The 23,347-nt window shown below is 73.1% G+C and carries 24 protein-coding genes; 9 read left to right on the top strand and 15 right to left on the bottom strand.

The features are described from left to right. The first annotated feature begins 72 nt into the window (after nt 1-72). The 4 genes from BJZ21_RS11210 to BJZ21_RS11225 all read left to right on the top strand — a co-directional run bounded on the left by BJZ21_RS11210 (nt 73) and on the right by BJZ21_RS11225 (nt 3,539). On the top strand, nt 73-1,800 hold the full coding sequence (locus BJZ21_RS11210; RefSeq protein ID WP_179663821.1) for a nitrite/sulfite reductase: 1,728 nt from the start codon (nt 73-75) through the stop codon (nt 1,798-1,800). Further along, nucleotides 1,800-1,967, top strand: a complete 168-nt coding sequence (locus BJZ21_RS11215) for a hypothetical protein (protein WP_179663822.1) — start codon at nt 1,800-1,802, stop codon at nt 1,965-1,967. The genes BJZ21_RS11210 and BJZ21_RS11215 overlap by 1 nt, the downstream gene beginning before the upstream one ends. Further along, complete coding sequence (locus BJZ21_RS11220) at nt 1,964-2,710, top strand: phosphoadenylyl-sulfate reductase (protein ID WP_179663823.1); 747 nt, start codon at nt 1,964-1,966, stop codon at nt 2,708-2,710. Before BJZ21_RS11215 ends, BJZ21_RS11220 begins: the two co-directional genes overlap by 4 nt. A gap of 85 nt (nt 2,711-2,795) precedes the next feature. Next, the gene (locus BJZ21_RS11225; protein ID WP_179663824.1) at nt 2,796-3,539 is read left to right on the top strand and encodes a sirohydrochlorin chelatase; all 744 of its coding nucleotides are present in this window, start codon (nt 2,796-2,798) and stop codon (nt 3,537-3,539) included. A 126-nt stretch (nt 3,540-3,665) separates the two neighbouring features. Here BJZ21_RS11225 and BJZ21_RS11230 read toward each other — a convergent pair whose 3' ends face one another. After that, entirely contained in the window at nt 3,666-4,262 is a 597-nt protein-coding gene (locus BJZ21_RS11230; RefSeq protein ID WP_179663825.1) for a hypothetical protein, read from the bottom strand. Nucleotides 4,263-4,373: 111 nt separating this feature from the next. Here BJZ21_RS11230 and BJZ21_RS11235 point away from each other — a divergent pair, with 111 nt between their 5' ends. Then, nucleotides 4,374-4,781: a hypothetical protein gene (locus tag BJZ21_RS11235; RefSeq protein WP_179663826.1), complete on the top strand. Its 408-nt coding sequence runs from the start codon at nt 4,374-4,376 to the stop codon at nt 4,779-4,781. Between the two features lie 55 nt (nt 4,782-4,836). Here BJZ21_RS11235 and BJZ21_RS11240 read toward each other — a convergent pair whose 3' ends face one another. Beyond that, the gene (locus tag BJZ21_RS11240) at nt 4,837-5,304 is read right to left on the bottom strand and encodes a GNAT family N-acetyltransferase (RefSeq protein ID WP_179663827.1); all 468 of its coding nucleotides are present in this window, start codon (nt 5,302-5,304) and stop codon (nt 4,837-4,839) included. 146 nt (nt 5,305-5,450) lie between these two features. Between BJZ21_RS11240 and BJZ21_RS11245 the strand changes: the two genes are divergently transcribed. Together BJZ21_RS11245 and BJZ21_RS20965 are read left to right on the top strand one after the other, a co-directional pair. Next, a complete protein-coding gene (locus tag BJZ21_RS11245) occupies nt 5,451-6,416 on the top strand; it encodes an NAD(P)-dependent alcohol dehydrogenase (protein ID WP_179663828.1) in 966 nt (321 codons plus the stop codon). A 140-nt stretch (nt 6,417-6,556) separates the two neighbouring features. Further along, nucleotides 6,557-7,834, top strand: a complete 1,278-nt coding sequence (locus BJZ21_RS20965; RefSeq protein ID WP_218851444.1) for an alpha/beta fold hydrolase — start codon at nt 6,557-6,559, stop codon at nt 7,832-7,834. A 65-nt stretch (nt 7,835-7,899) separates the two neighbouring features. Here BJZ21_RS20965 and BJZ21_RS11255 read toward each other — a convergent pair whose 3' ends face one another. The 12 genes from BJZ21_RS11255 to BJZ21_RS11310 form a co-directional block, all read right to left on the bottom strand. Then, nucleotides 7,900-8,283: a DUF3037 domain-containing protein gene (locus BJZ21_RS11255; protein WP_179663830.1), complete on the bottom strand. Its 384-nt coding sequence runs from the start codon at nt 8,281-8,283 to the stop codon at nt 7,900-7,902. Next, complete coding sequence (locus tag BJZ21_RS11260) at nt 8,280-9,059, bottom strand: HipA family kinase (protein WP_179663831.1); 780 nt, start codon at nt 9,057-9,059, stop codon at nt 8,280-8,282. Before BJZ21_RS11260 ends, BJZ21_RS11255 begins: the two co-directional genes overlap by 4 nt. After that, complete coding sequence (locus BJZ21_RS11265) at nt 9,056-9,898, bottom strand: polyphosphate kinase 2 family protein (RefSeq protein ID WP_179663832.1); 843 nt, start codon at nt 9,896-9,898, stop codon at nt 9,056-9,058. The genes BJZ21_RS11260 and BJZ21_RS11265 overlap by 4 nt, the downstream gene beginning before the upstream one ends. A 72-nt stretch (nt 9,899-9,970) precedes the next feature. After that, nucleotides 9,971-10,465, bottom strand: coding sequence for a phosphoribosyltransferase family protein (locus BJZ21_RS11270; RefSeq protein WP_179663833.1), 495 nt, complete (start codon nt 10,463-10,465; stop codon nt 9,971-9,973). A gap of 21 nt (nt 10,466-10,486) precedes the next feature. Next, nucleotides 10,487-11,206 (bottom strand): regulatory protein RecX, encoded by a 720-nt coding sequence (locus BJZ21_RS11275; protein ID WP_179663834.1) that lies wholly within the window; start codon nt 11,204-11,206, stop codon nt 10,487-10,489. After that, nucleotides 11,196-12,236 (bottom strand): recombinase RecA, encoded by a 1,041-nt coding sequence (gene recA / locus BJZ21_RS11280; RefSeq protein ID WP_179663835.1) that lies wholly within the window; start codon nt 12,234-12,236, stop codon nt 11,196-11,198. The genes BJZ21_RS11275 and recA overlap by 11 nt, the downstream gene beginning before the upstream one ends. A 220-nt stretch (nt 12,237-12,456) precedes the next feature. Beyond that, on the bottom strand, nt 12,457-13,287 hold the full coding sequence (locus BJZ21_RS11285; RefSeq protein WP_179663836.1) for an S-methyl-5'-thioadenosine phosphorylase: 831 nt from the start codon (nt 13,285-13,287) through the stop codon (nt 12,457-12,459). A gap of 4 nt (nt 13,288-13,291) precedes the next feature. Then, the gene (locus BJZ21_RS11290) at nt 13,292-14,569 is read right to left on the bottom strand and encodes an MFS transporter (protein ID WP_179663837.1); all 1,278 of its coding nucleotides are present in this window, start codon (nt 14,567-14,569) and stop codon (nt 13,292-13,294) included. Next, nucleotides 14,566-14,760: a DUF3046 domain-containing protein gene (locus tag BJZ21_RS11295; protein ID WP_179663838.1), complete on the bottom strand. Its 195-nt coding sequence runs from the start codon at nt 14,758-14,760 to the stop codon at nt 14,566-14,568. Before BJZ21_RS11295 ends, BJZ21_RS11290 begins: the two co-directional genes overlap by 4 nt. A 117-nt stretch (nt 14,761-14,877) precedes the next feature. Continuing rightward, on the bottom strand, nt 14,878-15,690 hold the full coding sequence (locus BJZ21_RS11300) for an ABC transporter permease (protein ID WP_179663839.1): 813 nt from the start codon (nt 15,688-15,690) through the stop codon (nt 14,878-14,880). Nucleotides 15,691-15,692: 2 nt separating this feature from the next. Beyond that, nucleotides 15,693-16,526: an ABC transporter permease gene (locus BJZ21_RS11305; protein WP_179663840.1), complete on the bottom strand. Its 834-nt coding sequence runs from the start codon at nt 16,524-16,526 to the stop codon at nt 15,693-15,695. Then, entirely contained in the window at nt 16,526-17,452 is a 927-nt protein-coding gene (locus BJZ21_RS11310; RefSeq protein ID WP_425490508.1) for an ABC transporter ATP-binding protein, read from the bottom strand. The genes BJZ21_RS11305 and BJZ21_RS11310 overlap by 1 nt, the downstream gene beginning before the upstream one ends. 135 nt (nt 17,453-17,587) lie before the next feature. Between BJZ21_RS11310 and BJZ21_RS11315 the strand changes: the two genes are divergently transcribed. Next, complete coding sequence (locus tag BJZ21_RS11315) at nt 17,588-22,162, top strand: ATP-dependent helicase (protein WP_179663841.1); 4,575 nt, start codon at nt 17,588-17,590, stop codon at nt 22,160-22,162. Continuing rightward, a complete protein-coding gene (locus BJZ21_RS11320) occupies nt 22,155-22,952 on the top strand; it encodes an Fpg/Nei family DNA glycosylase (protein ID WP_179663842.1) in 798 nt (265 codons plus the stop codon). Before BJZ21_RS11315 ends, BJZ21_RS11320 begins: the two co-directional genes overlap by 8 nt. 35 nt (nt 22,953-22,987) lie before the next feature. On the opposite strand, the gene BJZ21_RS11325 is transcribed toward BJZ21_RS11320, so the two are convergent. Then, nucleotides 22,988-23,296 carry a helix-turn-helix domain-containing protein gene (locus tag BJZ21_RS11325; protein ID WP_179663843.1) on the bottom strand — a complete coding sequence of 103 codons (309 nt, stop codon included), beginning with the start codon at nt 23,294-23,296 and terminating at the stop codon, nt 22,988-22,990. Nucleotides 23,297-23,347: the final 51 nt, after the last annotated feature.

The raw sequence follows: 23,347 nt of genomic DNA on the forward strand, positions 1-23,347 counted from the left end.
GGCCGACCCCGACGACGAGGTCGGGACCCTGACGATGCCCCTGCGTCTTCTCACGTCAAGGAAACGCCTCGCATGAACGCCGCGCACCCCGCCGCCACCAACTCCCCCACCCGCCCGGGCGCCACCCGGCCGCGCCGCAACAAGGGCGAGGGTCAGTGGGCGCTGGGCTACTCCGAGCCCCTGAACGCCAACGAGCAGCAGAAGAAGGACGACAACCCGCTGAACGTCGAGGACCGGATCCGCACGATCTACAGCAAGCGCGGCTTCGACTCCATCGACCCCGCGGACCTGCGCGGCCGGTTCCGCTGGATGGGCCTCTACACCCAGCGCGCGCCGGGCTTCGACGGCGGCAAGACCGCCACCCTGGAGCCCCACGAGCTCGACGACCGCTACTTCATGATGCGCGTGCGCAGCGACGGCGCGCTGCTCGGCCCCGCGCAGCTGCGCACCCTGGGCGGCATCTCCCGGGACTTCGCCCGCGGCACCGCCGACATCACCGACCGGCAGAACATCCAGTACCACTGGGTCGAGATCGAGAGCGTCCCGGAGATCTGGTCGCGGCTCGCCGAGGTCGGCCTGAGCACGCAGGAGGCCTGCGGCGACTCCCCCCGCGGCTTCCTGGGCTCCCCTGTCGCCGGCGTCGCCAAGGACGAGATCCTCGACGGCTCCCCCGCGCTGGCCGAGATCAAGCGCCGCTACATCGGCGACCCCGAGTACTCCAACCTGCCGCGCAAGTTCAAGACCTCGATCTCGGGCCACCCCTCGCTCGACGGAGCCCCCGAGATCAACGACGTGTCCTTCGTCGGCATCGACCATCCCGAGCACGGCCCCGGCTTCGACCTGTGGGTCGGCGGTGGGCTGTCCACCAACCCGATGCTCGCCCAGAAGCTCGGGGTCTGGATCGCCCTCGACGACGTGCCGGACGTCTGGGAGGGCGTGATCGGGGTCTTCCGCGACTACGGCTACCGCCGGCTCCGCTCCCGCGCGCGGCTGAAGTTCCTGGTCGCGGACTGGGGCGTGGAGAAGTTCCGCGACGTCCTCGAGAACGAGTACCTCCACCGGCGCCTGCCCCGCGCCGAGTCCCCCGGACTGGCCGCGCACAGCGGGGATCACATCGGCGTCCATGAGCAGCGCGACGGCCGGTTCTACATCGGGGTCGCGCCGACCGTGGGCCGCATCGACGGCGACACGCTGGTCGCGCTCGGCGACCTGGTCGAGCAGTACGGCGCGGCCGGCGCCCGGCTCACGGCGTACCAGAAGCTGGTGGTGATCGGCGTCGAGGCCGACCGCGTCGAACCGCTCATCGAGGAGCTGGACCGGATCGGCCTCTCGGCGCGCCCGTCGAACTGGCGGCGCAGCACGATGGCCTGCACCGGCATCGAGTTCTGCAAGCTGGCGATCGTCGACACCAAGCAGCGGGCGCACGACCTGATCGCCGAGCTCGAGCGCCGGTTCCCCGACCTCGACACCCCGATCAGCATCAACGTCAACGGCTGCCCGAACGCCTGCGCGCGCACCCAGGTCGCCGACATCGGCCTCAAGGGTCAGCTGGTGCTCGACGAGGACGGCTCCCAGGTCGAGGGCTTCCAGGTGCACCTCGGCGGCGGCATCGGGCTGACCAACGGCTTCGGCGCCAAGCTGCGCGCCCACAAGGTCACCAGCGCCGGGCTCGACGACTACGTGACCGACGTGGTGAGCGCCTACCTCGCCGAGCGCGAGGAGGGCGAGAGCTTCGCCGCCTGGGTGGCGCGGGCCGACGAGGCCTCGCTGCGCGGCGAGCGCTCGCTGGAGGCGGTCTGATGTCCGAGCGCGCCGTCCCCTTCCACTGCCCCTACTGCGGCGACACCGACCTGTGGCCGCACGAGGCCGCCCACGGCGGCTGGGAGTGCCGGTCCTGCCTGCGCGCCTTCACCGTGAAGATGCTCGGCCAGCTGCGGCCCTCGCCCACCCCGGGAGGTGCGTCATGACCACCGCCGCGACCGCCTCGGCCCGCAACTTCCGCGGCACCCACACCGAGGGGCGCTCGCCCGAGGAGCTGCGCGACCTCGTCTCCCACGTCGGGGCCGAACTGGAGCTCGCGCCCGCCGAGCACATCATCGAGTGGGCGGTGGCGACCTTCGGCGAACGGTTCTGCGTGACCGCCTCGATGGCCGACGCCGTCCTGGCCCACCTCGCGGCGTCGGTAGCGCCGGGCGTCGACGTGGTCTTCCTCGACACCGGCTACCACTTCGTCGAGACCCTCGGCACCCGCGACGCGGTCGAGGCCACGCTGGACGTCAACCTGCTCACGATCTCGCCCCGGCAGACGGTGGCCGAGCAGGACGCGGCGTACGGCAAGGACCTCTACCGGACCGATCCCGACCTGTGCTGCCAGCTGCGCAAGGTCCGGCCGCTCGCCGAGTCCCTGGAGGGGTACGACGCGTGGGCGACCGGCCTGCGCCGCGCCGAGACCCACAACCGCGTGATCGCGCCGGTCGTCGGCTGGGACCCCCGCAAGGGCAAGGTCAAGGTCTCCCCCCTCGCCCGCTGGAGCGACGAGCAGGTGGACCGCTACGTCGCCGAGAACGGCGTGCTGGTGAATCCGCTCGTCCACGACGGGTACCCCTCCATCGGTTGCTGGCCCTGCACACGTCGCGTCGCCCCCGGCGAGGACCCGCGCAGCGGCCGCTGGGCCGGCACCACCAAGACCGAGTGCGGGATCCACTCATGACCCCCCGCACCCTGGCCGACAGCGCCGTCGGTCGTCGTCACCCCACCACCCCGGATGCACCGGCAACACAGAGGAGGCCGAGCTGATGGCTGCTCCTGCCCTGGTGGCCCTGGCTCACGGAAGCCGTGACCCCCGGTCCGCCGCGACGATCACCGCCCTGGTCGACGAGGTCCGCGCGATGCGTCCGGACCTCCGGATCGAGAAGGCGTTCCTCGAGCTGGCCAAGCCGTCGTTCCAGACGGTCGTGGACCGGCTGGTCAAGGCCGGGTACGACGAGATCGTCGTGGTGCCCCTGCTGCTGACCGAGGCCTACCACGCGAAGGTCGACGTGCCCCGAGCCGTGGCCGAGGCGACCGCCCGGCACGAGGGCCTGAGGATCCGCACCACCTCGATCCTCGGGTTGGAGGCCTGCTTCCTCGAGGTGCTCGACGTGCGCATGCGCGACGCGCTGCGGGCAGCCCGGGTCCGCGAGCTCGACGCGCTGGTGCTGGCCGCCGCCGGCTCCAGCGACGCGCTGGCCAACCAGACCGTGGCCCGCCTGGCCCGGGTGTGGGGGCAGCGCCACAAGCTGCCGGTGTCCGCGGCGTTCGCCTCGGCCGCTCCCCCGGCCGCCGGCGAGGCCGTGCGCGCCTTCCGCGCCGAGGGCCGGCGCCACATCGCGGTGGCCTCGCTCTTCCTGGCACCCGGGTTCCTGCCCGACCGGGCCGCCGAGCTGGCGCTCGAGGCCGGCGCCATCGCGGTCTCCGACCCCCTCGGCGCGCACCCCGAGCTGGCCCGCATCATCCTGGCCAGGTACGCCGTCGGGGCCGTCGAGCTCGTGCCGGTCTAGGTTCCGCCGGCAGGGTCGAGTTCGGCAGACTGCTGCAGGTTCGGCGAACAGCTTGGCTGGACGACGCCTGTTGCGAGGTCGCCCGGGGAGCGGGGCCGGTCCGGGCTTCGGGCGAGTGGGCCGTGGTCAGTGGTTGCGATGCCGTACGTCGACGTCGCCGCCGATGCGCTGAGTCCCGTGCTGCCAGCCGTAGTTGTAGTCCAGGTCGACGCCTTGGATCTGGACCCGCCCAGCGTGCGTCAGGCTGACGGCCATCACGAGCTGCTGGCGAGGGTCGGCGTTCAACCTCAGCGTGGCGCCCTCGGCGGGCAGCAACGATGAGCAGTCATGGTGGATCGTCGATCCGCGGTACGTGCCGATGGCACCCACGCCGGCCGACTTGTCGATGGTGCAGACGAAGAACTCGATGCGCGCCCCGGCCGAGTCCGACACGACGTGGGTTCGGACGGCGTGGATGGTGGCTGCGCCGCTGGCGCCGCGCTCCTCGTAGCTCATGCCGACATAGAGCGGGACCCCCAGGGGGAAGTCTTTGTTGCCGACGCCCCAGCCACCAGCTTCTGTGAACGCCGCCGGATGCCGCCACCACCATCCCGCCGCCGCCAGTCCTGCGAGCAACACCACGCCAGCCGCTGCCGACGTCACCCTCAGCGTGCGACGACGGGTCTTCCGCGCCGGTCCTGTCCCGTCCGGCGCCTGGGGGCCGGGCGTCGTGTCCGAGTTCACGGGTTGGAGTGTGCCATCGAGGCTCCTTGCTGAAGTGCAACTTCGGCAACAGGCGCCGCTATCCCACCTGTTTGCCGAACTCGGCGACCGTCGAGCGGCACAATGGCCTCCATGGCGCCGATCGAGGGCACGGTGAGCGGATCGGCACGCACGCGCGCCGACTCGGGACGTAGCGCCGCCGGCGCTCCCGGGGCCGATGCCTCGGCCGTGCGCCGGTGGCTGCTGGCGTCGGGAGCCTTCCTGCTGCTGCAGGTCGCCTGCACCGACTACGGCGCCGACGCGGGGCCTGCGGCCGTGTTCTGGTTGGCGATCGGCGTTGTCCTGTTGCGGCTGGTCTACACGCGGCGCAGCCGCGTGGCTCGCGGCCTCGTGGTCGTCCTGGCCCTGATGGGCGCGGTGATCTTCGGGCTCGCCGCTCTCGACAGCGGCCGCGCCGCGGTCCTGGCCATCGCCTACCTGGGGCAGGCGCTGCCGCTCCTGACCGCCGCCGTTCGTCGGCATGTCCAAGCTCGGGCCTGAACTCCGCAGGCTCTCTCCGAGCCCCGACACCGCGCGGTGGGATCGGGCGGCGGTGTCAGGTGCGCAGCTCCATCCGATGCTCCGGGGCCTCGTCGGCCGGCCAGTCCTGGGGGATCCCTGTGTCGACGAACCCAGCGCGTTCATACGACTTTCGCGCGCGGGTGTTGTCGCTGCGAACCATCAGGTAGGTATTCCTGTCCTGGCCGGCGGCCCACTCCACCACCGCGCCGATGAGTCGACCGGCCACCCCCGTGCCTCGGGCGGCCGGAGCCACCCACATCGAGATCAGCTCGACCCATCCCTCTCCGTCAGGCTGTCCGCTGGCGACGCCGACCACCGTCGTCGCTTCGTGCGCGAGGAGGGTCAGCGGGACCTGGCTCAGGCGGGCCTGCCAGCGCTCGGCGGGGGCATCGACCCAGTCGGCATATCGCGACCCGAAGGCCGCTGGAGCATCGGACAACGACGCTAGTCGCACGGCCCGGAAGCTCTCCCAGTCGGCGGGTCCGATCCGCGTGATGTCCACCCGCGGAACCTACCTGTCGTGAGCACGTCGCCTCGCGCGCCGGGAGGGTCGTTCGACTCCGGGTCGGGGGCAGGAGGCCGCTGGCCCACGGTCGGCATGAGCAGCAGGGTCGGCGGTAAGGCTGCTCCTTCGGAAGGACGCTCGAGATGAAGGCCATCGTGCAGGACCAGTACGGCGGCGCGTCGACGCTCACCGCCCAGGACGTCGCTCGCCCCGCGGTCGGCGACGACGACGTGCTGGTGCAGGTGGTGGCCGCCGGGGTCGATCGTGGCGCCCTGCACTTCATGACCGGGCGGCCCTACCTGATGCGGTTGGGCACGGGGCTGCGGGTCCCGAAGGTGAGGGTGCCCGGCGTCAGCTTCGCGGGCCGGGTGGCGGCGGTCGGTCCCCACGTGGCCGGCATCGTCGTGGGCGAGGAGGTGTACGGCGCGGGCCGCGGCGCCTACGCCGAGTACGTCGCCACCCCGCAGGGCAAGGTCGCTCCCAAGCCCGCCGAGCTCAGCTTCGAGGAGGCCGCGGTGCTGCCCTACGCGGCGTTCGCGGCCCTCCAGGCCGTCCGGGACCACGGCCGGGTGCGGCCCGGCGAGCGTGTCCTCGTCGTGGGCGCCTCGGGGGCGGTCGGCAGCATCGCGGTGCAGGTCGCCGAGGCAGCGGGTGCCGAGGTCACCGCCGTGTGCGGCCCCCGGGGGCAGCGGCTCGCCGCCGAGATGGGCGCGGACGTCGTCATCGACTACACCCGCGAGGACTTCACCGACGGCAGCCGCCACTACGACGTCATCCTCGACGTGTTCGGCCGCACGCCGATCCGTCGGCTACGCCGCGCCTTGGCCCCGCGGGGCCGGCTGGTGATCGTCGGCGGCGAAGCGGACCGGTGGATCGGCGGCCTCCAGCGCCAGCTCGGGGCGATGGTGCTCTCGCCGTTCGTGCGCCAGTCCCTCCGCGTCTTCGTGGCGAAGGAGAACGCCGACACCTTGCACCAGCTCAACGAGCTCGTCACGGCCGGCCAGGTGCGCCCGGTGCTGGGACCGAGCTATCCCCTGGTGAAGGCGGCCGACGCCGTCGCGACCCTGCAAGCCGGGTCAGCGTCGGGGCGGATCGTCCTGATGGTCTGACGCCGATGGCCTTCCTCCCCCGGCCGCGGCCCCAGCCCGCCGCTGCCGCGTCCGTCCCCGGGCTCGACGGCCAGGACGTCGCGGGTGGATCTCCGCCCCGGCCGAGGGGGCCTCTGGGTCGGCTCGTCGCGGTCTCGTTGGTGACGGGATCGGTGGCCGCGCTGCTGCTGGTCGCCGTCCCGTTCATCCCGGTCGAGGAGAGTGCGATCACCGGCGCGGTCCTGTGCGGCTTCGCGCTGGGCTGGACGGTGCTGCTCCTGCTCTCGCAGCGCTTCACCGACCAACCCCAGCGGTGGGCCGCGGTCCCCGCGCTGGTCATGGGGCTGGGCGGACTACTGCTGCTGGCCTTCGGCTCGGCGATGCGTGAGGTGCTCAGCTGGGTGTGGCCGCCGCTGCTCCTGGCCCTGGTGGTCTGGATGGTGGTCCGGGTGCGCCGGGACATGGGCAGCCGCGGCGGGCGGGTGCAGCTCTATCTCGTGTTCACCATCCTGGCGCTGTGCGCGGTCGGAGGCGGCTGGCAAACGGTGCGCGAAGCCGCCGACCCGAACCCCTATCTGGGCTCCGGTCGTCTGATCGACGTCGGCGGCTATCAACTGCGGCTGGCCTGCGCCGGCTCCGGGAGCCCGACGGTCGTCCTGGAGCCCGGCGCCGGCGGGACGTCGGCCAGCATGGGGTGGATCGCCCCCGCCGTGGCGGCCCAGACCCGGGTCTGCGTCTACGATCGGGCCGGCCGAGGCGGGAGCCAGGCCGCCGACCGCCCCCAGGACGGCGCACGAATCGCCACCGACCTGCACACGTTGCTGCACCGGGCGGGAGTCTCGGGGCCCTACGTGTTGGCCGGGCACTCCTTCGGGGGCCTCTACGTGCGGATCTTCGCCGCGCACTACCCCCACGAGGTCGCCGGGCTGGTGCTCATCGATTCCACCGCATCGAGCGAACCGGCCGAGTCCGTCATCCCCTCGACGGGAGGCGAAGGCTCCTACGACGCCGTGGGTAGGGTCTCCGTCCTGGCCTCCCTCACCGCTCGCGTCGGACTGACGCGTCTGTACGGCGAGCTCGCCGGCGGCAGCCTCCCGGCCCGCTCCGAAGAGCAGCTGCGGTTCGACGCCGCGCAGGCGGCCACCGTCCGCAGCACCGCCGAGGAGTACTTGCGAGCCGGCGACTCGTGCCAGGAAGCTGCCTCGCTACGCGACTTCGGCGACAAGCCGCTGGTCGTGATCACCGCCGGGGGGCACCCCGCGTCCTGGATGACCGCGCAGAACAGGACCACCACGCTGTCCGCGAACAGCGTGCACCGGGTGATCCCCGGCGCCAGCCACCAAGGACTGCTGGACGAGAGGCAGTACGCCGTCGACACCGCCCAGGCCATCCTCAACGTCGTCGACTCGAGCCGGAGCGGCCAGCCGCTGCGACCGTGACGTCGGCTGCCGAGCCCGGCAGCCGACAGGCCCTCCACCCCCGGCGCGCATCGCGCCGGCTCCGCCTAGCGGACGAGGGTGGAGAGCAGGTGGTCGAGCTGACGGGCCGGGTCGGAGGTGAGGCCGCCGTGGACCGGGCCCGGCTGCAGGACCGTGCTGCGCGGCGCCTTGAGGAACCCGAACCGCTGGCCGAGGGGCACCCCGGCGGCCGCCGCGCCCCGCGCGTCCCCCGCACACACGCCCTCGATGAACGCCAGCCCCTCGCAGACCTGGTCGCAGTCGATCCCGGGGTCGAGGGCGGCCAGCCGGTCACGGTCGACCTCCCAGGCGCCCTGGAGGTAGTCGGCCGCCTGGCAGTAGAGCACCACCCCGACGTTGAGGAACTCCTCGCGGTCGACGCGGGGCACGCACCGGACCACGACGTACTGGTAGGCGAGCCGGGCGCTCATGCCGGACCCTCCACCGGAAGCCACTGCCGGGTGCCCAGCCGGGCGGTCAGGAAGTCGACGTACGCCGCCCGCACGGCCGCGGGCGTCTCGGTGCCCGGGACAGGTTCGAGCCACTCGTCGGGGACCTCGTCGAGCACCTCGGCGAACACCGAGCGGTCCAGCCCCGCCCGGATCCGCTCGTCCGCGGCGGCCAGGCCCTTCACGTGCGCGCCGAGCACGTGGTCGCCGGCGTCCCAGGGCTGGGCGGCGAAGCGCGCCGGGTCCCCCACCCCGCCGGACCAGCCGTGGTGGAAGTACAGCGCGGCCCCGTGGTCGATGACCCACACCTGCCCGTGCCAGACCAGCAGGTTGGGGTTGCGCCAGCTGCGGTCCACGTTGGCGGTGAAGGCGTCCAGCCAGAGGATCGTGGCGCCGACGTCGGGCTCCACCGTGTCGGCGGCGGGCAGCGAACCGTCGAAGCCGAACGCCCCGGGCAGGAAGTCCACCCCGAGGTTCAGGCCGACGCTCGCGGTCAACAGGTCCTGCACCTCCTCGTCGGCCTCGTAGCGGGCGATCTCGACGTCGAGGTCCAGCCCGACCAGCCGCGGGGTGCGCAGCCCGATCCGGCGCGCGAGCTCACCGACCACGACCTCGGCCACCAGCACCCGCAGGCCCTGCCCGGCGCCCCGGAACTTGCAGACGTAGGTGCCCAGGTCCTCGGCCTCGACCAATCCGGGCAGCGAGCCGCCCTCGCGCAACGGCGTGGCGTAGCGGGTGACGGCGACGCGCTCGATCATGCGATCGGGGACTCGTCGAGCAGCCGCTTGCGCTCGACCTCGACGTCGAAGTCGGCCTCCGGCCACTCCAGCTGCAGGCCGCGAAGCACGTCGAGCAGCAGCCGGCCGACCATCAGGTTGCGGTACCACTTGTGGTCGCTGGGGATCACGAACCACGGGGCGTGCTCGGTGTTGGTCCGCTCCAGCGCCACCTCGTAGGCCTCGCGGTAGCGCGGCCATTGGCCGCGCTCGTCGATGTCGCCCGGGTTGTACTTCCAGTGCTTGCTCGGCTTGTCCAACCGGCGCAGCAGCCGCTCACGCTGCTGGTCCGGCGAGATGTGGAGCATGCACTTGACCACGGTGGTGCCGTCGTCGACCAGCTCCCGCTCGAAGTCGTTGATCGCCGTGTAGCGGCGCTCGATCTCCTCCGGATCGGCCAGCTCGCGGACCCGGCCGATCAGCACGTCCTCGTAGTGCGAGCGGTCGAAGACCCCGAGGTAGCCCGCCTCGGGGAGCGCCCGGCGGATCCTCCAGAGGAAGTCGTGGTGGCGCTCCTCCTCGGTGGGGGCCTTGAACGACGTGATCCGCACCCCCTGCGGGTCCACGAGGCCGACGGTGTGCTTGAGCACCCCGCCCTTGCCCGAGGTGTCCATGCCCTGCAGCACCAGCAGCAGCCGGCGGGTGGCACCGGACCTCCCCTGGGCGAACAGCCGCTCCTGGAGATCCGAGAGCTCCTCGCCCATGGCGAACAGCGCCGCCTTGGCGTCCTTCTTGCCTCCGTCGAAGAGTGCGGTGCTGCCGGGGTCGATCTCGGTGAGGTCGACGCGACCGGGGGGCAGGCGCAGCGGGTGCGAGGTCATGGCCGCCATCATGTCAGCCGGCCAAACGCCGCACCTCGTGCGCGCGGCGAGCCGGTCAGCCGGCCGCGCCGGTCAGTGCGCGAGACCACCGCGGCGGTCCACCAACGGCGGGGCGGACGACCAGGGGAAGTCGATCCATCGCTCGGTGCGCCGCCACACGTAGTCGGGATGCACCACCGTCCACGGCTTCTCGTAGATCACGGCCATCCGGGCCTCGGCGACGTGGGCGGCACAGAAGTCGCGGACGATCTCGAGGGTCTTGCCGGTGTCGGCGACGTCGTCGGCGACCAGCACCCGCAGCCCGGCCAGGTCGACCGCCGCCGGCGTGGGCGGCAGCATGATCGGGACCTCGAGGCGCTCGTCGACCCCGGTGTAGAACTCCACGTTGACCGCGGAGAGGTTCTTGACGTCCAGGGCGTAGCCCAGGCCCATCCCGAGCCCGAGGCCGCCGCGCGCGATCGAGAGGATCAGGTCGGGCTCGTAGCCGGAGTCCACGACCTGGCGGGCCAGGTCCTGCACCGCGTTCCCGAACAGCTCATAGGTCAGGACCTCGCGCTCGTCAGCCACGCCGACATTCTGGCCGGGCTGTCAATCGCCGGCGGGCTCGTCCCGGCCGGCGGCCGACAGCTCCTGCCGCACCACCGAGAACGCCAGGCCCGAGGCGTAGCCCTTGCGGGCCAGCAGCCCCACCAGCCGACGGGTGGCGGTCGTGTCGTCGACCCGGGTCAGCGACCGGAGCTTCTTGCGCACCAGCGCGCGGGCCGCCTGCTCCTCGTCCGCGGGGTCGATCTCGTCGAGCGCGGTGCGTGCGACCTCGTCGTCGACCCCCTTGCGACGCAGCTCTTGGGCCAGCGCCCGGCGGGCCAGGCCCTTGCCCGGCTGCCGGGAGGCGATCCACGCCCGGGCGAACGCCTCGTCGTCGATCAGGCCGACCTCCTCGAACCGGTCCAGCAACCGGTTCGCCAGGTCGGCCGGCACGTCCTTGGCCGCCAGCTTGTCGGCCAGCTGCTGACGGCTACGGGCCTGCCCGGTCAGCTGGTCGAGCAGGATCTTGCGCGCCACCGACTCGGGGTCGGCCTCGGGGCCGCGCGCGGCCGGGTCCTCGGGCGCCGGCTCCCGCCGCCGCGTCTTCGACGCGGCTCCGGGCCTCCCCCGCCGACCTCGTGGCTGCGGCCCCTCGTCCGGGACCGCCGGGGTGGGGCCGGACGCGCGCTGCGTCCAGGCGTCCACCCCGGCGGCGACGTCACCGAGCCACCCGGGGGGCGGCCGGTCGTCCCCGAACCCGTCGGGATCCGACTCAGAACGCATCGACGCCCAGCGGGTCCGCCGGCGCCTCGGCGTCGACCTGCGGCCCGACGCCGAGCTTCTCGAGGATCTTCTTCTCGAGCTCGTCGGCCAGGTCGGGGTTGTCCCGCAGGAAGTTGCGGGCGTTCTCCTTGCCCTGGCCGAGCTGGTCGCCCTCGTAGGTGTACCAAGCGCCGGCCTTGCGGACCAGGCCCGCCTCGACCCCCACGTCGATCAGGCCGCCCTCGCGGCTGATCCCCTTGCCGTACATGATGTCGAACTCGGCCTGCTTGAACGGCGGGGCGACCTTGTTCTTCACGACCTTGACGCGGGTGCGGTTGCCGACCATGTCGGTGCCGTCCTTGAGCGTCTCGATGCGGCGCACGTCGAGACGGACCGACGCGTAGAACTTCAGCGCGCGACCACCGGTCGTGGTCTCCGGCGAGCCGAACATCACGCCGATCTTCTCGCGCAGCTGGTTGATGAAGATCGCGGTGGTCTTCGAGTTGTTCAGGGCACCGGTCATCTTGCGCAGCGCCTGGCTCATCAGCCGGGCCTGCAGACCCACGTGGCTGTCGCCCATCTCGCCCTCGATCTCGGCGCGCGGCACCAGCGCCGCCACGGAGTCGATCACGATCAGGTCCAGCGCGCCGGAGCGGATCAGCATGTCGGCGATCTCCAGGGCCTGCTCACCGGAGTCGGGCTGGGAGACCAGCAGTGCGTCGGTGTCGACGCCGAGGTTCTTCGCGTAGTCCGGGTCCAGCGCGTGCTCGGCGTCGATGAACGCGACGATGCCACCGGCGCGCTGCGCGCTGGCCACCGCGTGCAGGGCGACCGTCGTCTTGCCGGAGGACTCGGGGCCGTAGATCTCGACGACCCGGCCGCGCGGCAGGCCGCCGAGGCCCAGCGCCACGTCGAGCGCGATCGAACCGGTGGGGATCACTTCGAGCGGGGCGCGGGTCTCGTCGCCGAGCCGCATCACCGAGCCCTTGCCGAACTGGCGCTCGATGTTGGCGAGCGCGGCGTCGAGCGCCTTGTCGCGGTCTCCAGCCATGTCGTTCTTCTCCTTCGGGGGCGTCGCGGCCCCGCGTCGTGGTCGGGTTCGTCCTTGTGTTGTCATCGTCTGCCAGACGCTAGACGGGACCGCCGACAGTGCCGGTCGGGAGACCGGCGAGCTGGGGACGACGTCGACCCTCGCGTCACCTGTGCGGCCAATGTAGCCCGAACACGTGTTCGACTCACGGAGCGGGCCCGGCGTGTCGTCACGAACGCGCTCAGCGATCCCCGCCCGGGATCTCGTAGGTGAGCTCGAGGCCCTGCGCCCACGTCGTGCAGGTGCACCCGTCGGGCTCGGGCAGGTCCTTGATCGTGGCGGTGAGCAGGTCCTTGAGCCGTTCGAGGTTCGCGCGGAACAGCGCGAACACCTCCTCCTGGCCCACGCCCGAACCGGTGTCGGCACCCGCGTCCATGTCGGTGACCAGCGCGATCGCGGTGTAGCACTGCCGCATCTCCCGGGCCAGCACCGCCTCGGGGTGGCCGGTCATGTTGACCAGCGTCCAGCCCTGGTCGGCGTAGTGCCGCGACTCCGCGCGCGTGGAGAACCGCGGCCCCTCGACCACGACCATCGTGCCGCCCCTGCGCACCCGGGGGTCGGCGGCCGCGACGGTGCCGGAGAGCCGCGGGCAGTAGGGGTCGGCGAAGGGCAGGTGCACCGCCCCGGTCTCCACGTAGGTCTGGATCCGCCCGCTGGTGCGGTCGACGAGCTGGTCGGGCACGACGACGTCGCCGGGCGCCACCTCCGGACGCAGTCCCCCGACGGCGCACGGTGCCAGCACATGCCGGACGCCGAGCGAGCGCAACGCCCAGAGGTTCGCCCGGTAGTTGATCCGGTGCGGCGGGTGCTCGTGGTGGACCCCGTGCCGGGGCAGGAACGCCACCCGGCGCCCGGCGACGCTGCCGACCGCGATGGCCGCCGAGGGAGCGCCGTACGGCGTGTCGACGGTGACGTGCTGCGGCTCGTCGAGGAACGAGTAGAAGCCGGTGCCGCCGATGACGGCGACGCCGACCGGCGCGTGGACGAGGCTGTCGGGGGGCGTCGCGGTCATGGGGTCACTCTGCCAGCAGCGTGGCCGACCGGCCGGCGCCCAGGGCGCCCACGCCGACCGCGATGACCAGCGCCGCCGCGAACCAGGCCAGCATCACGTAGCCCCAGCCGCCGACGACCCAGCCCGCGACGCCCCCGGCGGCCGCGGCGGTGACGCCCATGACCAGGTCCGCGGCGCCCTGCACGTCGGGACGGACGTCCAGCGGCGCATGGTCGGCGATCAGCGTGGAGGCGGACACGGTCGCGAACGACCAGCCCAGGCCCAGCAGGAACAGTCCCGCGAGGATCTGCCACGAGCTGCCCTCGGGCGACTCGGCGCAGAGCACCAGCGACACCCAGAGCACCACCGCGCCGGTGCCCATGGTCAGGGCGCGACCGAACCGGTCGGCGGCGACCCCGACCAGCGGCGAGAAGGCGAACATGCCGAGCACGTGGACGCTGATCACGATCCCGATGACCCGCAGCTCGGCGCCGCCGTGCGCCATGTGCAGCGGCGTCATCACCATCACCGCGACCATCACCGCGTGCGCCGCGGCAAGGCCGGTGACGGCGTACGCCAGGACCGGCCGCTGCCGCACCGCGTCCAGCACCCGGGCCCACGACGTGCCGGGGCGGACACCCGTCGCGGGCGTCCCCTCCAGCTCCCGGGACAGCAGCAGCGGGTCGGGCCGCAGCAGCGCCCAGACGACCGCGGCGGCCGCCAGCATGCCGAGGCTGCCGATCGCGAACGGACCGGTCAGCACCGGGATGCCGATCGTCCGGGCCAGAGCGCCGGCGGGCCCGGTGAGATTGGGCCCGGCCACGGCTCCGATCGTCGACGCCCAGACCACAAGCGACAGCGCGCGGCCGCGGTGGGCGGCCGGGGCGAGGTCCGTCGCGGCGTAGCGGGCACCGCTGTTCGCCGCCGTGGTCGCGCCGAGCAGGATCGCCCCGGCCAGCAGCAGCGCCATCGACCCCACCACGCCGGCCAGCACCGCGGTGAGCGCGCCGCACGCGCCCAGCAGGTAGCCGGTCACCAGCCCCACCCGGCGCCCGCGCCGGGACATCAGCCGGGCCAGCAGGTAGGACGCCACCGCGGCGCCGAGCACCTGGAAGGTCTGTGCCAGGCCCGCCTGGCTCTCCGACCCCGAGAGGTCGCGGGCCAGCAGGGAGGCGGTGGTGATGCCGATGGTGATCCCCATGGCTCCGACCGCCTGCGCCGCCACCAGCGTGCGCACGGTGCGCCGCTGTGCCTCGCCCGCGTCCAGCAGCGGACGCGACGGATGCGGCGGGGCGTCGCTCATCGCTCGGACGCCGGCAGCCCCAGGGCCTGCCAGACCGCCGCCCAGACCTGCTTGGTCGACACGCCGTCCGCCAGCGCCTGCGCGGCCGTGCGACCGCCGAGCTCGGCCATGACGAACTGGTCGGCCCACGTCCGGGAGTACGCCGGACCGAGCGCCGCGTCCATCCGCGCCCAGAACTCCGTGTGCCTCATGCTTCCCTCCTCGTCGTGGCAGGCCGACATCCTCTCAACGGCGGCCGGTCCCCGGCGAGGGGGCTGTCGACCGACGCCGGCCGCCGGACCACCGGGGCGGCCTCGACCCAGGGACCCTCAGGTGAGCAGCAGCTTGTCGAGCCGGCGTCCCACCACGACGAGCCCGACGAGCCCCATCGTCACCAGGTAGACGACCGAGACCGCCGAGCCCCACGACAGCGCACCCGTGGCGAGCTCGCGGCACAGCACCACGCCGCGGTAGAGCGGGGTGCACTCCACGATCCAGCGGACCACCGGCGGGAACGCGGTGACCGGGAAGAACGTGGCCGAGAACAGGAACATCGGCAGTGTCGCCAGCGTGACGAACTCGAAGTCCTGCCAGCTGCGCATCCAGGTGGTCAGCGCCATGCACACGCCGCCGAACGCCAGGCCGATCAGCAGCGCGGCGGGCACCACCAGCACGGCCCACCAGGAGCTCACCAGCCCCATCGCGAGCATCACCCCCAGGAACGCCGCGGAGTAGATGCCGCCACGCAGCAGCGACCAGCTCAGCTCGCCGCGGGCGATGTCCATGGTGGTCAACGGCGTCGCCAGCATCTGGTCGAAGAGCTTGTTGTACTTCAGCTTGAAGAAGAAGTTGAACGTCGAGTCCAGCAGCGAGCCGTTCATCGCGGAGGCCGCCAGCATGCCCGGCGCCACGAACTCGGCGTACGGGATGGTCTGCCCGTTGAACTGGAAGCCGGTGACCAGCTGGCCGACGCCGACGCCGATCGAGAACAGGTAGAAGACCGGCTCGAGGAAGCCGCTGATGAAGATGTACCAGGCCCGGCGGTACGCCAGGTAGTTGCGGTAGAGCAGCAGGCCGGTCGCCTCGCCCGCGGACACCGGGGAGGCCGCGGCGCGCCCGACGCTCGTCGTCAGCATGGCCATGGCTACGACACCATCCTTCGGGTGAGCCGGCGCACGGCCCAGAACCAGCCGGCGACGGCCAGCGCGGCCAGATAGGCCACGTGCACCAGGGCCATCGGCCAGTCGAGGTGCCCGAGCGTGAGCATCCGCGTGAGGTCGACGCCGTGCCACAGCGGGGTGATCCGCGCGAGCGCCTCCATCCACGCGTCGAGGTTGGAGATGGGGAAGAACGCCCCGGAGAACAGGAACAGCGGGATCATCCCGAGCCGGAAGACGAGGGCGAACGCGCTCTCGTCCTTCAGCCCCGCCGAGAAGGCATAGATCGGCGTGGCGAACGCGAGGCCGAGCAGCAGCTGCACGAAGAAGGCGCCGACGACGCCGGCCACCGAGGCGAAGACGCCGAACGGCGCCATCACGGCCAGGAACACCGCGCAGGTGGTCGCGACGCGGAAGGTGACGAAGCCGAGGTGGGCCAGGATCACCTCGGAGACGCTCAGCGGGCTGGCGATCATGCCGAAGTAGGTCTTGTGCCATTTCACCATGCCCATGACCGGGTAGGTCACCTCGCCGAAGGCCGTGGTCATCGCCTGGGCGGCGACCATGCCGGGCGCGACGAAGGCGAGGTACGACGTGGCGCCGTCGAGCTTGGCGGGGTCGCCCTTGATGAAGCCGCCCAGCAGCACCCCCATCGCCAGGACGTAGAGCAGCGGCGTCACGAAGGACGAGATGACGCTGCCCTTCCAGGTGCGCTTGTAGACGATGGTCCAGTAGTCGAGCAGCCGGCCCGCGCCGTCGAGGAGGCCGCGCGGCGCGGAGCTCTCCCGGTGGTCGACCTGGTCGAGGTGATCGAGAGCCATCAGTCGACCAGCGTCCGGCCGGTGAGGCGCAGGAAGACGTCCTCCAGGGTCGACCGGCGCACCAGCACCGCGACCGGCTGCAGGCCCCGCTCGTGCACCCGGGCGATGACCTCCTCGCCGTCGTCGCTGTAGACGAGCAGCCGGTCGGGCAGCACCTCGACCCGGTCGCCGAGGTCGGCCACCTTCTCCGCGAGCGCCTCGTGCTCCCCCACCCCGAACCGGAGCTCGGCCACCTCGCGGGTGGAGTGGGCCCCGATCAGCTCCAGCGGGGACCCCTCGGCGACGATGAGGCCCTTGTCCATCACCACCAGGCGGTCGCACAGCTGCTCGGCCTCATCCATGTAGTGGGTGGTGAGCACCAGGGTCACCCCCTGCTGCTTGAGCCGGAACAGCCGGTCCCACACCACGTGTCGCGCCTGCGGGTCGAGGCCGGTGGTGGGCTCGTCGAGCAGCAGCACGTCGGGCCGGTTGATCAGCGACCGCGCGATGGTGAGCCGTCGCTTCATGCCGCCGGAGAGGTCCTCGACCATGGCGCCGGACTTCTCGGTCAGCTGGACGAACTCCAGCAGCTCCTCGACGCGCTCCCGGACCTCCTTGCGGGGCAGGCCGAAGTAGCGCCCGTAGACGTAGAGGTTGTCGCGCACCGTGAGCTCGGTGTCCAGGGTGTCCTCCTGCGGACAGACCCCGATCCGCGCCCGGATCGACGGACCGTCGACCGCCGGGTCGAGCCCGAGGATCCGCAGCTCGCCTCCGCTGACGGGCGAGACCGCGGCCACCATCCGCATCGTGGAGGACTTGCCGGCACCGTTGGGCCCGAGGAAGCCGAACGCCTCTCCCCGACGCACGTCGACGTCGATGCCACGCACCGCCTCGAAGTCACCGAAGGACTTGCGCAGGCCGCGCGCCAGGATCATCGATTCGTCCACGTGGCAGAACCCTAGACAACTCCACCGACAGTCACATCCGACTTTCGACACTAGTCGCTCCGGTCGGGGCCGAAGAGCGGGCGCGGCCACGCGCGTCCGGGCGCCGCGCCTCACGACGGGCCCGGTGTCGGTGCCATGGGTAAGGATGAGGAGGTGACCGACGTCCTCGAGCGCTTCAGCGAGCCCACCCGCACCTGGTTCGGCGCGGCGTTCGCCGAGCCGACCCCGGCGCAGACCGGGGCGTGGGAGGCGATCGGAGCCGGGCGCCACGCCCTGGTGGTGGCGCCGACGGGCTCGGGCAAGACGCTGTCGGCGTTCCTGTGGTCCCTGGACCGGCTGATGGCCGAACCGCCGCCGGAGGACCGCAGCAAGCGCTGTCGGGTGCTCTACGTCTCCCCGCTCAAGGCGCTGGCGGTGGACGTCGAGCGCAACCTGCGCGCGCCGCTGACCGGCATCCGGCACACCGCCGACCGGCTGGGCGCGAAGGTGCCCGAGGTGACCGTGGGCCTGCGCTCGGGCGACACCACCGCCGCGGACCGCCGCCGGCTCTCGAGCACGCCGCCCGACATCCTCATCACCACCCCGGAGTCGCTCTTCTTGATGCTGACCTCGCAGGCGCGGGAGTCCCTGCGTGGCGTGGAGACGGTGATCCTCGACGAGGTGCACGCGGTCGCGGGCAGCAAGCGCGGCGCCCACCTCGCGGTCTCCCTGGAGCGGCTCGACGCGCTCCTCGAGAAACCCGCGCAGCGCATCGGGCTGTCGGCGACGGTGCGCCCGCTGGAGGAGGTCGCCAGGTTCCTGGGCGGCACCGCTCCGGTCGAGATCGTCGCCCCGCCGTCGGAGAAGCGGTGGGACCTCGAGGTCGTCGTCCCGGTCGAGGACATGACCGCCCCCGACGAGTACGACGAGGACAGCGAGGACCCACAGCGCAGCCAGTCGATCTGGCCGCACGTCGAGGAGCGGGTCGTCGACCTGATCGAGCAGCACCGCTCCACGATCGTGTTCGCCAACTCCCGGCGCCTGTCCGAGCGGCTCACCGCACGCCTCAACGAGATCGCCACCGCCCGCGCCGGGGCGGCCCTGCCCGAGCCGGACGCCAGCCCGGCCCAGCTGATGGCGCAGTCCGGCTCCGGCGGTGGCGCCGAGGTCGTGATCGCCAAGGCCCACCACGGCTCGGTGTCGAAGGAGCAGCGCGCGGTCATCGAGGACGACCTCAAGCGCGGCCGGCTGCCGTGCGTGGTCGCGACCAGCAGCCTCGAGCTCGGCATCGACATGGGCGCGGTCGACCTGGTCGTCCAGATCGAGTCGCCGCCCAGCGTCGCGAGCGCCCTGCAGCGCGTCGGCCGCGCCGGTCACCAGGTCGGCGAGGTCTCCCGGGGCGTGCTGTTCCCCAAGCACCGCGGCGACCTCGCCCAGACCGCCGTGGCCGTGCAGCGGATGCGCTCGGGCGACATCGAGTCACTGCGCGTCCCGGCCAACCCGCTCGACGTGCTCGCCCAACAGGTGGTCGCGACCACGGCGCTGGAGGCCTGGACGGCCGACGACCTGTTCGACCTCGTGCGCCGCAGCGCGCCGTTCACCTCGCTGCCCCGGTCGGCCTACGACGCGACCCTCGACCTGCTCTCGGGCCGCTACCCCTCCGACGACTTCGCCGAGCTGCGGCCGCGCATCGTCTGGGACCGGGTCACCGGCGTGCTCACCGGGCGTCCGGGCGCCCAGCGGCTGGCCGTCACCAGTGGCGGCACGATCCCCGATCGCGGCCTCTTCGGGGTCTTCCTGGTCGGAGGGGAGGGCCCCGGCCGCCGGGTCGGCGAGCTCGACGAGGAGATGGTCTACGAGTCGCGGGTGGGCGACATCTTCGCGCTGGGTGCCACCAGCTGGCGGATCGAGGACATCACCCACGACCGGGTCCTCGTCACTCCCGCCCCGGGCGTCCCCGGTCGGCTGCCGTTCTGGAAGGGGGACGCGCTCGGCCGGCCGGCCGAGCTGGGCGAGGCGATCGGCGCCTTCACCCGGGAGCTCGCGGCGCTCCCCCGCGACCAGGCGACCCGCCGGGCGCGCGACGGCGGCCTGGACGAGTGGGCGGCCGGCAACCTGGTCACCTACCTGCACGAGCAGGCCGAGGCGACCAACGCGCTGCCCAGCGACCGCACCCTGGTGGTCGAGCGTTTCCGCGACGAGCTCGGCGACTGGCGACTGGTGGTGCACTCCCCCTTCGGCACGCCGGTGCACGCTCCCTGGGCACTCGCGATCAACGCCCGGCTGCGGGAGCGGTACGGCGTGGACGGCCAGGCGGTCGCCTCCGACGACGGGATCGTGATCCGCATCCCCGACAGCGACGCCGAGCCTCCGGCCGGCGACGTGATCGTCTTCGAGGCCGCCGAGATCGAGGACCTCGTCACCCACGAGGTCGGCGGCTCGGCGCTGTTCGCCGCCCGGTTCCGGGAGTGCGCGGCCCGGGCGCTGCTGCTCCCCCGCCGCGATCCGGGTCGCCGGTCCCCGCTGTGGCAGCAGCGGCAGCGCTCGGCGGCGCTGCTCGAGGTGGCCGCCCAGTACCCGTCCTTCCCGATCGTGCTCGAGGCCGTGCGCGAGTGCCTGCAGGACGTCTACGACCTGCCCTCGCTGGTCGCGCTCATGCAGCGGGTGGAGCGCCGCGAGCTGCAGGTGGTCGACGTCTCCACCCCGGCACCCTCGCCGTTCGCGCGCAGCCTGCTCTTCGGCTATGTCGCGCAGTTCATGTACGAGGGTGACTCCCCGATCGCCGAGCGCCGGGCCGCCGCGCTCTCGCTGGACCAGGGCCTGCTCGCCGAGCTGCTCGGCCGTGCCGAGCTGCGCGAGCTGCTGGATCCCGAGGTGCTCGCCGAGACCGAGGCCGAGCTCCAGCGGCTCGCCGCCGACCGCCGCGCCCGGGACGCCGAGGGCGTCGCCGACCTGCTGCGCGTGCTCGGCCCGCTCAGCGGGGCGGAGGTCGCGCAGCGCTGCACCGACGACGGCGATCCCGGGGCGTGGCTGGGGAGCCTGGCCGACCAGCGCCGGGCCGTCCTGGTGCGCGTCGCGGGCGAGGAGCGGTGGGCCCAGGTCGAGGACGTGCCGAGGCTGCGCGACGGCCTCGGGGTCCCGGTGCCGCCCGGCACCCCCGAGGCGTTCACCGAGCCGGTCGAGGACCCGCTGGGCGACCTGGTCTCGCGCTACGCCCGCACCCACGGCCCGTTCACCACCGAGCAGGTGGCCGAGCGCTTCGGCCTGGGGGCGGCGGTCGTCCGCCACACCCTCCAGCGGCTGGCCGCCCACGGACGGGTGCTCGACGGCGAGTTCCGGCCCGCCGGGTCGGGCACCGAGTGGTGCGACGCCGAGGTGCTGCGTCGGCTGCGCCGTCGTTCGCTCGCGCGGCTGCGCAAGGAGGTCGAGCCGGTGGAGCCGGCCGCGCTCGCCCGCTTCCTGGCGGCCTGGCAGCACGTGGCCCCGGCGGGCTCGGCCGGCAAGGGGCTGCGCGGCGTCGACGGGGTGCTGGCGGTCGTCGACCAGCTCGCGGGCTGCCCGGTGCCGGCCTCGGCGCTCGAGCCGCTGGTGCTCGCCTGCCGCGTGCGCGACTACGAGCCGTCCTACCTCGACGAGCTCACCACCTCCGGCGAGGTCGTCTGGGCCGGCCACGCCAGCCTTCCGGGCGCCGACGGCTGGGTGTCGCTGCACCTCGCCGACTCCGCGCCCCTGACCCTGCCCGAGCCCCAGCCGCTCGAGCTCTCCGAGCTGCACGAGGCGGTGCTGCAGGCGCTGGCGCCGGGCGGCGCGTGGTTCTTCCGCCAGCTCGCCGCCGGCGTCGGCGCCGCAGACGACCGTGCGCTGTCCGCAGCCCTGTGGGACCTGGTCTGGGCCGGACGGATCAGCAACGACACGCTCGCCCCGCTGCGCGCGCTGACCCGCAGCGGCACCCCCAGCCACCGCAGTCGCCGTCCACCCCCGCGGGTGCGGATGTCCTCCACGACCCGCGGCCGGATGCCCGCGCGCAGCGGGCCCCCCGAGACCGCCGGCCGCTGGGCGGTGCTGCCGGACCTCGACCAGGACCCCACCCGCCGGGCGCACGCCACCGCCGAGCGGCTCCTCGACCGGCACGGCGTCGTGATCCGCGGCGCCGCCGTGAGCGAGCGGGTGCCGGGCGGCTTCGCCGCGGTCTACAAGGTGCTGTCGGCCTTCGAGGAGTCCGGCCGCTGCCGCCGGGGCTACTTCGTCGACGGGCTCGGCGCCGCCCAGTTCGGCACGGCCGGCGCGATCGACCGGCTGCGCACGTTCTCCGAGACCGGCTCCCGCGGGCGCGACGACGGGGAGCCGACGGCCCTCGCCCTGGCCGCCACCGACCCCGCGAACCCGTTCGGCGCGGCGCTGCCCTGGCCCGAGAACGAGCGCAGCGGCCACCGTCCGGGCCGGAAGGCCGGAGCGCTGGCGGTGCTGGTGGACGGCGGCCTCGTGCTGTACGTCGAGCGTGGCGGGCGCACCCTGCTCACCTGGAGCGAGGACCCGGACCGGCTCGGGCCGGCAACCGCCGCGCTGGCCGCTGCCGCGCACCGCGGGACCCTGGGCCGGATGACGGTCGAGAAGGCGGACGGGGCGCAGCTGCTCGGCTCGGGCTCGACGCCGTTGCGCGAGGCGCTGCAGGCCGCCGGCTTCGTCTCGACCCCCAAGGGGCTGCGGCTGAGGACGGCGAGCGGTGCCTGAGGGCGACACCGTCTACCGGGCGGCCCGGCTGCTGGACAGGCGGCTGTCCGGTCACGTCCTGCTCGCCACCGACTTCCGGGTGCCGCAGCTCGCGACGATCGACCTCGCCGGCGCGACCGTGCTCGAGACCGTCTCCCGCGGCAAGCACCTGCTCACCCGCATCGACACCGCGCAGAAGGCGTGGACGCTGCACACCCACCTGAAGATGGAGGGCGCCTGGCGGGTCCATGCCCCCGGGGAGCGCTGGCGACGGCCGGCCCACCAGGCCCGGGTCGTCCTGCGCACCGCGGGCGCCGAGGCCGTGGGCTTCTCCCTCGGCGTGGTCGAGCTGCTGCCCCGGGCCCAGGAGCACGAGGTTGTCGGCCACCTCGGCCCCGATCTCCTCGGCCCGGACTGGGACGAGCAGGAAGCGCTGCGCCGGCTGCTCGAGGACCCGGCCCGGCCGCTGAACGAGGTGCTGCTCGACCAGACCCGGCTGGCCGGGATCGGCAACATGTACATGGCCGAGCTCTGCTTCACCGGCGGCGTGCACCCCCGCACCCCGGTCGGCGAGGTCCCCGACCTGCGCCGCCTCGTCCTGCGGGCCAAGCAGATGTTGGAGCTGAACAAGCAGCGCGCGGTGCAGTCGACCACCGGCGACCTGCGCGACCGCGAACGGATGTGGGTCTACCGCCGCGACAAGCGCCCCTGCCGGCGGTGCGGCACCCCCGTCGAGGTGGACATGACCGGACCGGAGGGCCGGGAGCGCGCGACGTACTGGTGCCCGGCCTGCCAGCCCACGGCCGGCTGACCCCGCCGACGCCGACCGCCGGAGCGGGGGTCGGCTCAGGCGGCTGAGGCGACGACCTCGTCGCCGCGCACCTGCGGCGCCACCGTGAGCGGGGTGGCCGCCAGCATCGACTCCTCCATCGCCACGGCGTCGGAGACCTCGCGGAGCACGTCGGAGAGCGGGGCGTCCAGCGCTAGGCACAGCGACGCGAGCAGCTCGGAGGACGCCTCCTTCTGGCCCCGCTCGATCTCCGAGATGTAGCCCAGGCTGACCCGCGCCTCGGCCGAGACCTCGCGCAGGGTCATCCCGCGCTGCATCCGGCGGCCGCGGAGGACGTCGCCGAGCAGTCGACGGAACAGCACCATGCGGGTCTCCTCTCCCTGAGGTCTCCTGCACCCGTCGCGGACAGACCGTGA

This window comes from Nocardioides panaciterrulae, assembly GCF_013409645.1.
Classification (GTDB): domain Bacteria; phylum Actinomycetota; class Actinomycetes; order Propionibacteriales; family Nocardioidaceae; genus Nocardioides; species Nocardioides panaciterrulae.